This is a genomic window from Alteromonas sp. ISO5 (assembly GCF_058105165.1).
Genome location: NZ_CM176572.1, coordinates 3,720,643 through 3,733,836 on the forward strand (window position 1 = coordinate 3,720,643; position 13,194 = coordinate 3,733,836).

Annotated in this window: 7 protein-coding genes; 5 read left to right on the forward strand and 2 right to left on the reverse strand. The window is 52.1% G+C overall.

Features of this window, described 5'->3' with window-relative positions; genetic code table 11:
- The first annotated feature begins 57 nt into the window (after positions 1-57).
- Both AC2T0J_RS16655 and AC2T0J_RS16660 read left to right on the forward strand, forming a co-directional pair.
- The gene (locus tag AC2T0J_RS16655; RefSeq protein WP_489806893.1) at positions 58-1,737 is read left to right on the forward strand and encodes an AMP-binding protein; all 1,680 of its coding nucleotides are present in this window, start codon (positions 58-60) and stop codon (positions 1,735-1,737) included.
- Between the two features lie 16 nt (positions 1,738-1,753).
- The gene (locus tag AC2T0J_RS16660) at positions 1,754-2,125 is read left to right on the forward strand and encodes a hypothetical protein (protein ID WP_489806894.1); all 372 of its coding nucleotides are present in this window, start codon (positions 1,754-1,756) and stop codon (positions 2,123-2,125) included.
- A 45-nt stretch (positions 2,126-2,170) separates the two neighbouring features.
- On the opposite strand, the gene AC2T0J_RS16665 is transcribed toward AC2T0J_RS16660, so the two are convergent.
- Positions 2,171-2,827: a dUTP diphosphatase gene (locus AC2T0J_RS16665; protein WP_489806895.1), complete on the reverse strand. Its 657-nt coding sequence runs from the start codon at positions 2,825-2,827 to the stop codon at positions 2,171-2,173.
- Positions 2,828-3,377: 550 nt separating this feature from the next.
- On the opposite strand from AC2T0J_RS16665, the gene recC reads away from it, so the two are divergent.
- From recC to recD, 3 genes are read left to right on the forward strand one after another with little or no spacing between them, the layout of a single operon-like run.
- Positions 3,378-6,665: an exodeoxyribonuclease V subunit gamma gene (recC, locus tag AC2T0J_RS16670; RefSeq protein ID WP_489806896.1), complete on the forward strand. Its 3,288-nt coding sequence runs from the start codon at positions 3,378-3,380 to the stop codon at positions 6,663-6,665.
- Positions 6,662-10,234 (forward strand): exodeoxyribonuclease V subunit beta, encoded by a 3,573-nt coding sequence (gene recB / locus AC2T0J_RS16675; RefSeq protein ID WP_489806897.1) that lies wholly within the window; start codon positions 6,662-6,664, stop codon positions 10,232-10,234. Before recC ends, recB begins: the two co-directional genes overlap by 4 nt.
- Entirely contained in the window at positions 10,234-12,114 is a 1,881-nt protein-coding gene (recD, locus tag AC2T0J_RS16680; RefSeq protein ID WP_489810355.1) for an exodeoxyribonuclease V subunit alpha, read from the forward strand. The genes recB and recD overlap by 1 nt, the downstream gene beginning before the upstream one ends.
- Here the strand turns inward: recD and AC2T0J_RS16685 are convergent.
- Positions 12,104-13,192, reverse strand: coding sequence for a M14 family metallopeptidase (locus tag AC2T0J_RS16685; protein WP_489806898.1), 1,089 nt, complete (start codon positions 13,190-13,192; stop codon positions 12,104-12,106). The genes recD and AC2T0J_RS16685 overlap by 11 nt on opposite strands.
- Positions 13,193-13,194 lie beyond the last annotated feature (2 nt).

A 13,194-nucleotide genomic window follows, 5' to 3' on the forward strand; every position in this document is an offset into this window, starting at 1 on the left:
TTTGTTAAGTATTCTACAAATAATAATAACCAATAGATATAAAAGGTGGAAACGACAATGTCAGATGCGTCTGCAGCCCCCACAACTTCTCAACTTATGTCGCCCCTCGAATGTTTTTACTACCGCGAACAACATAGTCCGGATCATCCTTGTCTGGTGCAACCAGTAGAGGGGAACTATCGCAGCTATTCCTGGGCTGAGGTAGCCGCTCAAGTGCGCAAACTTGCCTGGCGTCTTAGCAATATGGGCCTTGATAAAGGTAGTCGTATTGCTATTTTGTCCAAAAACTGTGCCGAATGGCTGATGACTGATTTGGCGATCATGTTGGCCGGGCATGTGTCTGTGCCGATTTTTGCCACGGCCGGGGAAGATACCATTCGTTACGTTTTAAGGCATGCCGATGTGAAATTAGTTTTTGTTGGCAAACTGGATGACGGCCCCAAACAGACGGCGGCCATAGATGATGAGGTTACCACGGTTTCCTTTCCCTACCCGGGAGTGAAAACCACTTATAGCTGGACAGAGTTCAGCCATTGTGACAGCTTTACTGAAAGTCCAACCCCGCAGCCTGATGAGCTAATGACGATTATCTATACCTCAGGCAGTACCGGCAGCCCGAAAGGCGTTATGCACTCATACAGCGCTATGGCCTGGGCTGGTGCCCAGGCCAAAATGGATCTGTCGTTGGGTGAACAAGACCGGCTACTCAGTTACCTGCCGCTGGCGCACATTACCGAACGGGCATTAATTGAAATGGCGGCGTTACAATCGGGTATGACGCTTTATTTTATTGAGTCACTGGAGACATTTCAGCGTGATGTTCAGCATTGTCAGCCCACTTTATTTGTGTCAGTACCGCGTTTGTGGACCAAATTTCAGCACGGTATCCTGCACAAATTGTCACAAACTAAACTCAACATTTTGTTACGTATACCGGTAGTCAATGGCCTGATTAAAAACAAAATTCGCAATGGACTCGGGCTATCGCAAACCAAGTTATGTGCTAGTGGGTCAGCGCCCTTACCGCCGGTGATCACCGCCTGGTTTGAAAAGATCGGGATCGAAATTTGTGAAGGGTGGGGCATGACAGAAAACGCCGCACTGGGCACGGCGTGTCTGCCCTTTCGTAAAGATAAAATCGGTTGCATAGGTCTCCCTTGGGGCGGCGTATCGCTCAAGCTGTCTGAGCAACAGGAATTATTGAGTAAGTCACCGGGCAATATGATGGGCTATTACCTCGACCCGGAGAAAACGGCCGAAGCCTTTACCGACGATGGCTATTTGCGCACCGGAGACAAAGCTATCGTTGATAGTGATGGTTACTATTCGATTACCGGTCGTATTAAGGATATTTTTAAAACCGCTAAAGGTAAGTACGTCACGCCGGCGCCTATTGAAGCCAAACTGATGGAAAACAGTGTTATTGAGCAGGTCTGTGTAACAGGGGCGAGTTTACCTCAGCCCATTGCGTTACTGGTGTTATCAGAAGAAGCGCAGGAACAGTCAAAAAATCAGATTACGGCGTCATTGCAACACACGCTGAGTAAAATTAATGGCGGGCTTGAAAGCCATCAGCGGCTGGATCATCTGGTTGTTATGGCAGAGCCCTGGACCATCGAAAATGATTTAATGACGCCGACACTTAAGGTGAAACGTCATGTACTTGAGGAACGCTTTCCAGAAGTGATTCATCAGGCCTATACTGACAAAGTCGTCTGGCAACATCATTCAAACTAAGCACAAAGGAGATAGTATGACACGCAGCAAAGGATTGTTTTTAGGATGTTTATTATCAGGCTTTACCGCCGGGGCACAGGCTGATCTTGCGGCATTAAATGCGGCCGCCAAAAAGCTCTGTGAAAAAAGTAAGGTCTGCCTGCAGCAGGAAATGGCCGCCAGCGAAGATTTACCGCCGGCTATGGAAGCGATGCTTGATAATATGATGGGGGAGTTGTGCAAGCAATACATGTCTATCTCGACAATGGGAGAAAATCACGAAATCGTTGAACCGGCAACGGCGTGCCTGAACTCCATGGCGGAAAAGGGCTGCGATGACTTGCTTAATGGTGAAGAAACGACCGCCGCTTGCCAGCGTTATGAGCGCGTCGCGGAAAACTACCGCTAAGTAAAAGGGAATGCACCATACCCGCCAAGAGTATGGTGCCAGTATTCAGGAGGGGTAACGCTGTTGTAAGCCCTGATAAACCTCATCGGCATAATCAGGGTCGTTGATATCAAGTGCATCAAGCACATCCACCAGATGCTCATTATCTTCACGGCCCTGCCAGGTTTTTTGATAGGTACCGGTTTTGTAACCATGATCCTGACGAAAAAAATTCAGCACGTTTTTACCGACATACTGACGGTAGAGTTCATCACCGGTCATTTCGCACTGTTCAACAATATACATAAACAATGGTACGCTGAATCGTTTTGCGGCACACAGACCAGCCATTAATTCCAGGTTATCGAGTAACGCTTGCTGCTCTATGGCATAGTCTTTACCGTCAAAGGTGACCATGGGCTCGGCTTGCTGAGCGAGCTGGGCCGCCAGTGCATGAGCCGTTGCTTCAACATCGCCACTGTAATCAATAATGCTGGCCGACAGGGCAAAGTGCCAGATATCAACCAGTTCCATTTGCAGTTGTGGAAGATCTTTGTGTTGTGCTTTCCACCATTTCCAGCCATGGTGTTCGATTGCCTCTACCGACTCCACCATTGCGGCGCGTAAATAACCATATCCGGCGGTTAACCATTGTGGGTTTACTTTGCAGTTCATTTTATTCTGCAGCGACAACATGGTGTTTAATTGTTGTTGAGTAAGCATAATTTACCTAAATTTGGGGTTCCTGGCGGAGCGGCAATGCGCAATGGCCAGCATCGATTGTAGTCCTGACAAACAGGCGGCTAGTCTATCACGGCGGATAAGCGGGATGAACGCTCGAGAAGGCAAAATCATTATTTCATGCCGCAAAAGCGCAATGTAGATGCACTTTTAATGAGCGCGTGCACCAATATGAGGAAACATTAGAATTTATACGATTTGGGTAAAATTCGTAAGCGTTTGATTTTTTTTAATTTTTAAATGTTGGCATTTATTCTGCAATGCCATGTTTGTTAACTGCGCTGGATTCTGGCGCTAACTTTGGCCGGTGCCAGGCAACGCCGGCTCAAAGTTGTCAGAATAAGGCCCGTAACCTTCCCCATACAGATTTTTCGTGTCCTGAGGTCTGTATGGGTTTTTTTATGTCCAAATTCTGTTGCGCGTTAATATAGCCCATTGCGCATATTTTGGCCAGTTAATTTTTCCGCATATTTCTAAATTCATCCTTAAAGTGCATACTAGGCGTTCATTCGGTAACAGGAACACCGACGCTGTGCTCACTCTTTATCCGTCAAATAAACTCGAACATTTAAGCTTTTTGCTGGCCACTTTACTCGACCGTCAACCCGCAGCAGGTCTGAGTCCGGACGTGATCCTGGTAGAGAGCCCCGGCATGCAACACTGGTTAAGTATGGAACTGGCCGCCAGTCGTGGTATTGCCATGAATATTGACTATCCTTTACCGGTCCGCTTTATGTGGGATACCGCCAGAGCGGTGCTCGGGCCCGATGCAGTGCCCCGCGAGTCACCGTTTCGGCGGGAAACCCTGCGCTGGCGGATCTACGGCTTGCTTACCCAGTCTGAGCAACTGGGTCACCCTGCGATGTCGCGGGTGTTACAGTTTCTGGATAAAAGTCAGGCCAATGGCAGCGGCCATTTACAAACCCTGCAACTGGCAGTGGCTCTGGCTGATTTACTCGAGCAATATCTGTTATACCGGCCTGACTGGTTACTGGCCTGGGAGCAACATCAGCAGGTAGTGGCAGAAGACGCCGATGAAGTCTGGCAGGCCCATATCTGGCGACTCTTGGTGAGCGATACGCCTGCTCACCCGGCGCGTTTACACGAGCAAATGGTAACGGCCCTGCAACAGCCATCCCAGACCGTGCGTAAAGCGTTACCGAAACGCATTATTCTGTTTGCCATTAACACTATGGCGCCGCAGTTCGTGACTTTTTTAGATGCGCTGGCGCAATGGGTGGATGTGCACCTGTTTCATTTAAACCCCTGTGTTAACTACTGGGGCAATCTCGCCAGTCGTGGTGAACAGGCACGATTGCTCCGTGAAGAGGGTATTACGGCCTGGCTAGAACAGTCGCAGGAAAATCCTTTGCTGGCGAACCTGGGCCGACAGGGGCGGGATCTGTTTAATCAGCTTACCGAACTGCAAAGCTACGAGATCAGCGCCTTCGATATGCCTGCCCCGGATGAACAGTCATCTCAGACGTCGATGTTAAGTCAGGTACAGCATGACATTCTTGAAGCAAGTAATGGCGGAGTGGATTTTCGCTGGACACCCGGGGATGACAGCATCCTGATTAATTCTGCTCACAGTACGCTGCGCGAGGTGCAGTCACTGCACGATTATTTGTTGCACCGGTTATCTGAAGAGCCTGCACTACAACCGCGGGACATTCTGGTGATGTGCCCGGCCATTGAAGAGTACGCGCCGGCTATCGAAGCGGTCTTTGCCAGAGTGGGCACGGTCAATAGTGATGATGATGCCTCGCCAAGACTGCCCTGTACCATCGCCGATCGTTCGCCACTGGATGCCGATCCGTTGGTGGCGGCATTTTTGTCGCTATTATCATTACCCGACAGCCGTTTCAGTGTTACGCAAATTCTTGAATACCTGAGTCTGCCGCCGTTGCAACGCAAATTCAGCCTGACCGAACAGAGTCTCACCGTCATCGAGTACTGGCTGGAGCGGGCGAATATCCACTGGGGGCTGGACGGTAGGCATAAAGCTGAAGTTACCGTGTCTGCCATCGACAGTGACATGTTCAGCTGGCACTGGGGCTTACAGCGATTGTTGCTGGGAATGATTAGCGAAGATGCCACGTTATTGCTGGACAACTGTGTAACAGTACCAGACGTAGAAGGGCAGGAAAGTATTGAACTGGGCAGGCTGATGCTGGTTGTAGAGCAACTGCAGATCCACAATCGTGAGCTGGCCCGGCCGCGAACTGCTGACGACTGGCAGGTCTATTTAAACACCCTGCGGGAAGATTGCTTTATCCCGGGCAATGACGATATCGACAGTTGGGAGAGTATAGGTAAAACCATTGCCGATTTAGCCTTGCAATGCCAGCAAGCCGGTTTTACCGGCGTGCTGAGCCTGGCTGAAGTGCGCGATGTTTTAACCAAACGTTTCGCGACCCCGGATGCCGGTAATCATTTTATGACTGGACAGGTTACTTTCTGTTCCATGCTGCCTATGCGGAGCATTCCATTTAGCGTGATTGGCATTTTAGGCCTCAATGACGGGGATTTCCCGCGCAGTAACCCACCGGGCAGTATCAATATCATGGCGCGTCATCCCGGACGCCTGGGCGATCGCTCCCGCCGTCAGGAAGACCGCTACCTGTTTTTGGAAGCATTGATTTCAGCCCGTCAATCACTTTATCTGAGTTTTCAGGGGCGCAGTGCATTAAATAATGCAGAGCGACAGCCCAGTCTGGTACTGCAGGAATTAATGGACTTTCTTGGTCAAGCCTACAGCTGGCCCTCAGAAGCGGTGCGACAATTGCCTCTGCACCCGTTTAGTCCGGCGGTGTTTAACAGCGCGCGGCCCGCCTACAGCAAAGGGTGGTACCGACTGGCGCAATCCATTGCTGGCCTGCAGAATGAAGAAACCGACAGCGTCATTGAGGTGTCGGCTACCCGCCATCAGACCCGCCAACTCAGTGCTAACGACATGGCCCGCTGTTTTGATGATCCGCTGGCCTGGCTGGCCAGACAGCTGGGCCTCAGACTGGAACTCGATAACCGTCTGTTAGAAGACAGTGAGCCCTTTGAAACCAATACGCTCAGTCGCTATCAGTATGTGGATGAACTGGTGACCAACTCGGCACATACCAGTGCTGACCAGCTCACGGCGACGTTTTTGTTAAGCGGTGAGTTGCCTGATACCCCCATCACCCGTGCAGAGGTGGCTGCCTGGCAGGAGGCTGCAACCCTGCTCAACCAGGCAGTGCCCGGTGGTGAAGAGCACCTGTTAGCGTGCCGGGTGAGTTTAAATGAATGGCAATTGTATGCTACCTGTTATCAACAGGATGAGACCCTGGTAACTTATCATGTCGGACAGCATCAGATAAGGCGTAGTTTAACGGCTTGGCTGACCATGCTGATTGCCAATAGCCAGGGTGCTACGTTGCCACTGACCCTGCATTATATCGACTGGAAGAAACAGCCACTGGCACTGAAATCAGAAACCTATCAACCTTTAACGGCAGATGAGGCCACTGCACAGTTGCACAGGTTTATTGACGCAATGAAGCAAATAGAAGCAGGGCCGAGTTTGCTCTACCTGGCGGTGGCCGAAGCATTTTACAAATATGCCGGCATGAACACCGACAGTGATGACTGGTATGAGAGTAAAGAAATTACCAAACGCTGGGATGATATCACCGACAGCAACAACCCCTACAGCAAGCTAGGCAGTAACGGATATTTTAACTGGTTTTACAACTATATTCCGTCAGCTTCGCAACTGCCGTTAGAGCAGTTGGCCGACCTCTACTGCGTTTTTTTGAGCAACTTTAAAAGGGGAAGACAATGACCACACAGCATCTGGATGTCATTAATCTGCCCCTTAGCGGACGCCATCTTATTGAGGCCTCCGCAGGTACCGGCAAAACCTTTAATATTACGCGGATTTACTTACGCTGCCTGCTTGAACAACGGCTCACCGTGCAACACATTCTGGTGATGACCTTTACCAAAGCCGCTACCGAAGAAATTCGCGGACGTATAGCTGCCACGCTGCGTGACGCTCTGGCATACTGGCAGGCCCGCAACTGCAATGAGCCCTTTGAATCGGACCCGGTGCTCGACGTACTTTACCAGCGACTTGCTGCCGAGGAGGCATTGGCCTTATTGCAGGCGGCACTGCTGGAGCTGGATGATGCGGCGGTATTTACCATTCACAGTTTCTGCAATAACGTGCTATCCGACATGGCGTTTACCTCTGCTGCACCGCTGGAGCTGGCCCTGGCGACCGATACCCGGGCGATGTATTTACAAGGTTGTGAAGATTTTATCCGTAAAGTCAGCCGCGATGAGGCAGCCTTTGCGCAGTTAGCTAGTCATGGCTGGCATACGCCTGAGCAGCTGTTGCGTGATTTTCTGCCGTTAATGGAGTTTGCTAACCCACCGCACATTGCAACGGAACGACAAATTAATGAACAGTTCGATGCGGCCCTGGTTAACCTGGCTGAGCAATATCAGCCACAGGCCAAAGCGCTGCATACCGCATTGATGAATAATGAAGCGCTGTTTTTAACTGCCGTTATTGGTAAGGATGCAGAACGGGCCAGAGAATGGCAGGTGATCCTGGACTGGCTGCAAAACGGCCCGTTAACCGCGATCCCCGAAGAGTTAGGTAAGTTTATCAACGGCAATCGCTACCGTGCCAAGCGCGAGGGCATTGCCGAGGCGAAAGCCCTGGTTGAACCGGCTAAAACCTTGCGTACCGACTTAACCAAAGCGTTCGATAAACTGGCTAAATCGCGCCAGGCGTTACTTGAGAAAGCGCCGGTATATGCGGTGGTTTGTGAGGCGGTAGCGTTTGTGCGTGATTATGTCAGCAAACAAAAGCAACGGTTAAGTACGGTGGACTTTAACGATCTGATCCGCCTGTTGGCCGCTCAAATAGACACCCCGGATTCACCGCTGTGTGTGCAACTGCGCCAGCGCTATCCGGTAGCACTGGTGGATGAGTTTCAGGATACCGATGCCGATCAGTATCACATTCTGGCTAATGTGTATCCCGGCCAGGATGTCCTGCCTCAGGGGACGACCACCTTGTTGATGATCGGCGACCCTAAGCAGGCCATTTATGGTTTTCGTGGCGGCGATATTTTTACCTATTTGCAGGCCGCAGAGCAGGCAGAGTATCGCTGGGTAATGGATACCAACTGGCGGTCGGTAAAGCCCATGGTTGATGCCTACAACCGGTTATTCTGGGGCGCTGCAATGAATCAGGAGCGCCGTGACCTGTTTAATTTTGGCATCACTTATGAGCCGGTAAATGCCAGTAGTGGCGCCAAAGCGGCTAAGACGCCACTTAAAGATGCTGCATCAGACCGAAGCGCGCTGACATTTATCGCCGATGAACCCGACGAAGACGCCAGTAACAGTAAAGGCGCTACCCGCCAGCGCCTGGCAGAATTACTCACCAGAGAAGTGGTACGTTTGCTGGCTCAGGCGCAGCTTGGGGAGCGTAATGTACAGCCCGCCGACATTGCAATTCTGGTACAAACCGGCAAAGAAGCCACGATTGTCCAGAATGCTTTAAAGACGGTGGGCTTGCCCTCAGTGTATCTGTCGAACCGCAACAGCCTGTTTGCCAGCGCGGAAGCGGCTGATACGCTTATGGTACTGAATGCTATCTGGCACGCCCATGATTTGCGTCTGGTCAACGGGATTATCGCCAGTCCGTTATTGGGGCTCGACCGCCAGCAGATCCAGACGCTGCTCACCGATGAATACGCCAGTGACTGGGATGCACTGTTATTACAGATAGCCCAGTGGCGAGAAATCTGGACCCGGCGTGGCGTCATGGCACTGCTGCTGGCCATGCTGCAAAACAGTTATCTTCCGCACCAACAAGAGGCTGAACGTAGCCTGACCAATTATCAGCATCTCGCTGAAGTGCTCGAAGAGACTGCCAGAACTTATAACCAACCCGGTCATTTACTTAACTGGTTGCACCGTCAGGTGCGTCAGCCAGAGCAGGCACAGGAACACATTCAACGACTCGAAAGTGATGCCCGGCTGATCCAGATAGTCACCCAGCACGGTTCAAAAGGCCTGGAGTACCCCATTGTGTTTGTGCCTTTTGCCAGTGAATACCGAGACCCCGTGAAGTTTGGTAACAGTCAGTCAGAGGTGTTGCGCTATTACGATCCGCACAGCGCCGCGCAGCAAATGGCGCTTGGCGCAGCCCCGGATGTATTGATGCGGGTGCGGCGCGAAGGGGAAGCGGAATCTATGCGTTTATTGTATGTGGCCATCACCCGGGCTTCTCACCGTTGTTATCTGGGCGTGGGGGAAGATAAGCTCAGCGACCAGTCGGCGTTGGGACAAATGATGCGCCGGGCGGATTTTGATGATTGGCGTAGTGCTATAGAAGCACTGATACAGGAAGGCGACGGTCATACCGCACTGATTAGTGAGGTGTCTGAGGAGGCCTTGCCGGCGGCGCAAATTGATGCGGTTAAACTTAAATGCGCAACCTTTGAACGGACCCTGGAAGATAACTGGCGACTGTACTCGTTCTCAGCGATTACCCGTCAGGCGGTGCACACCGCATTCCGCCATCGTGAGGCAGAAGCGGTGGCGGCAGAGAACAATACGTTGCCAGAGACCGCAAAGAGTGAAGCGCTGCGTTTTCAGCTTAAAGCGGGTGCCCAAAGCGGTAATTTATTACATGACATACTGGAAGTGACTGATTTCAGTGCGCCGGACTGGGCGGAAACCGGTACTGCAGTTGCCCGTCGCTATGGCATAGACGAAGCCGAGTGTGACGCACTGTTTAGCTGGCTCGACGAGGTGCTGACAACGCCCCTTGAACTCACCGGGGCTGGTACAGTGAAACTGGCTGATTTAGCCATGGTCGATACCCTGCGCGAAGCGGAGTTTTATTTTCCTCTGCATAACGCTGATCGCCGCGCCGTTGGCCGGATTTTACAGCAACATCGCCGGTCTCATGGCGCTGAAGCCTTACCCGCGGTGCTTGAAGGCGTCAGGTTGGAGGGCATGATGCATGGTTTTATCGACTTGATTTTTTGTGTGGATGGCCGCTATTTTGTGGCTGACTATAAGTCAACCATGCTGGGTGACAGCCCCGACGATTATCAACCGTACAAACTTAACCAAAACAACCAGCAGCACTACTACGATTTACAGTATCTGATTTACAGTGTGGCACTACACCGCTTTTTAGTTCAGCGTATTGAGAACTATGATCCGGACACCCATTTTGGTGGCGTGGCGTATTTTTACCTGCGCGGTATGTCTGGCGCTTTTCCGCCCGGCACCGGGGTGTTTTTCCATCCATTATCCGCGGATTTGATCGGCGAAATGGAACTGGCGCTAACCGGTAACGTGATGCAGGAGGCTCTGTGATGTTTGCCAGTTATTCCTTATGTACCGCGCGCCTGGCGGATATTGAAGCCATTGATTACTTCTTTGCCCGGGAGCTTAGCGCACTCATCGGCAGCGAAAATGACACCGACTTTTGTTTATTGCTGGCGCTCAGTCGGGCCCAACGGATGGGCAACAGCTGTCTGGTAGTGAGCGAGCTGGCCGGTGAGCACTATTTTGCCCATAGTGATGAGCCCGATAGCGGATTTATATTTGCTCAGCAGGATGAGTTGCTATCGCAAGCCCAAGCGTTGGTTAAACACCCTGGGATGGCCGGGCGGCTGCATTGGTATAACGGACGCCTGTACACCGCCCGCTATTGGCAATTCGAGCAGCAACTGGTTGCGAGCATTGCGGCGCGCAGCACACCAGAACCATTAACTGAAGAGCAGATGGCGGCGTTATTGCAAGCCTGGCCAAGTTTGTACCCAGTCCAGCAAAGTGTTCAACAGGACTGGCAACAGGTGGCTACCGCACTGTGTATCAACCGCTCTTTTGCCATGTTATCGGGCGGCCCAGGCACCGGTAAAACCTATACCGTCGCTCGCATACTGATGGCGTTGCAGGTGGCCTGGCGGGGCACATTAAATGTGGTGCTCACAGCACCTACCGGTAAAGCAGCCCAACGACTCACTGAATCAGTGGATGCCGCCCTGGCACAATTCGCCGGTCATCCGACACTATCGCAGTACAGCGCCGCCATACAACAGCCCGCCATGACGCTGCACCGGTTACTGGGCATGCCGCGTTGGGGGATTCAAAGCCGGTTTACTCAGCATAACCCGCTGCCGGCGGATGTGATCATTGTCGACGAAAGCTCAATGATCGATCTCGCCTTAATGACCCGCCTGTTCAGGGCACTGGCACCGCATACCCGGGTGATCCTGGTGGGCGACCCGAAACAGTTACCGTCGGTAGAGGCGGGAAATGTTCTGGGCGATATTATTGCCGCGCTGGAGTCTGACTTAGCGGATAGTGATTCATCGGGCGGTGTTGATGAAGCTTCTGCGCAGCAGTTTGCCCGGTTGTGCCCGCATTTACCGCCGCTAACCGTCTGCGCTGACAACAGGCCGGTGGCCATGCATTTCGCCCTGCGCGTGGCGCAGCGCTTCAGTGGTCAGTTGGCTGAGGTGGCCAGCGCCATGAATATCGGCCAGATTGATGCGGTGTGGCCTCAGTTAAAAGCACTGGAAGCCAGCCAGATGCACGATGTTGAAGGCGTAGCTACCAGCAGTTTTAACGCGCTGGATAACCATTTTAATCAACTGGCAGTAAACTGGTTTGGGGCCATTAGTCAGGCTGATTCACTGCCTGTAGCAATGAGTCATTTGCAGGCCGGACGCTGGCTAACACCATTCAGGCATGGAGAGTGGGGGGCGTTGGCGCTTAATCAGCGCATTGAACGCTTATTGTCGCCAGGCGATACCCGCGGCTTCTATCAAGGCCGGCCAATCATGATCACCGAAAACCATCATGGCCAGCGCCTGTACAACGGCGACATCGGCTTAATTTGGCCAGATCAACGTGGAGTGCTAAAAGCCTGGTTCGCGGGGCAAGATGGTCTATTCCGGGCAATACCAATTATGCGCTTGCCCCAGCATGAAACCGTGTATGTGATGACTATTCATAAATCTCAGGGTTCCGAATTTGACCGGTTATTATTGTTGGTGCCGGAAGCGCCTTCCCGTCAGGCTGCCAGCCTGTACAGCCGTGAGCTGGTGTATACCGGCCTGACCCGGGCGAAAACCGGCGCAGTGCTGGTGACCACCCAGGCGATTTTGCAGGACGTGGTGGCCCGCCGTCAGCAGCGCAAAACGGGCTTGCCACAGCTACTTGCTGAGGCTATTGGCGTTAATCGCTAAGTGGCACCTCACTGAGGTGCTGCTGTCGTTTGGACGTGGTCAGTTGATTATTGATATCCACGAAATACAGCAAGCAATCGGATTTGGCGATGTCACTACGCGTGGTAACCATAAAAAATTTCAACGGGCGGGTGACGGTGAGTTCGCTGTTATCGGCACAAAAATAGTCGCTCAGGAACTCCTGTGGTTGCTGGCCTGACAGCCTGAAATGTTCTAAGCGAGCATGATCGAGCCAGCCTAATACCTCTCCTGGCCGGGTAATGCCAAAATTACGTTGTTCAATATCCTGGCGGATGGTGACATTGGCGCCGAATACTGGCCGTTCTGCATAAGCCAGTGTGGCATGACGATGAATCTCCAGACGTTTGGGCTGTTCGAGCAGCTCTATATCCTGACGCGGGGCAAAGACATCCTCAGCCATCAGGTAAGAACGTAAGCCGTTGTAGGCATTTAAGGTAGCCAGCTCATCCATGGCACCACCGGATTCGATGGTAACGATGGGACAGCAAAAAGGCACTTCCATCAGCGAGCCTAGCTCAATGTCGGTATGGATAAACCACCGGGTAAAGTGCGAAGCCAGGGCTGTATACTCGGTACCCAGTCGGGTGGAGACGCTGAAAGCTGGTCCGCTGCCGGAGGTATTATGTACATCAACTATGGCTTCGGGGGCTAAATCCACCAGATAATCCAGTATCTGTTTGGCCAGTATACCCTGCGTATCGGTATAGGGTGGCTTGAAACAACGGTTAATATCACGGTTTTCCGGCAACGCCCGGTGGGTGAACATAGGCTCATGCAGGGCGGCATCCACTGAAACCACAATAAAGGTGGTATCGGCATAGGGTTTAAAGCCTTCTTTCAACAAGCGGTGTAAGGCTTGAAAGCCGGACGGTTCGTTACCGTGTAACAGGGTTGTGATCGCTCGTTTCCGGCGGGTTCTGCCGGGCACAAAGATAATCGCCGGTCCGCCCAGCATCTGCAGAAAGCTGACGCTGGAGTCAGGGATTTGTTGTGGTGTCGGCGCATGCAGTATTTTAAAGCCGGGCAGAGCAGGTGTGGCTAATCTGGCGGTTCCCATTG

Excerpts from the sequence above, each read along its gene's own strand:
- AC2T0J_RS16655 (WP_489806893.1), top strand. The coding sequence starts at position 58 with ATGTCAGATGCGTCTGCAGCCCCCACAACTTCTCAACTTATGTCGCCC.
- AC2T0J_RS16660 (WP_489806894.1), top strand. The coding sequence starts at position 1,754 with ATGACACGCAGCAAAGGATTGTTTTTAGGATGTTTATTATCAGGCTTT.
- AC2T0J_RS16665 (WP_489806895.1), bottom strand. The coding sequence starts at position 2,827 with ATGCTTACTCAACAACAATTAAACACCATGTTGTCGCTGCAGAATAAA.
- recB (WP_489806897.1), top strand. The coding sequence starts at position 6,662 with ATGACCACACAGCATCTGGATGTCATTAATCTGCCCCTTAGCGGACGC.
- recD (WP_489810355.1), top strand. The coding sequence starts at position 10,234 with ATGTTTGCCAGTTATTCCTTATGTACCGCGCGCCTGGCGGATATTGAA.
- AC2T0J_RS16685 (WP_489806898.1), bottom strand. The coding sequence starts at position 13,192 with ATGGGAACCGCCAGATTAGCCACACCTGCTCTGCCCGGCTTTAAAATA.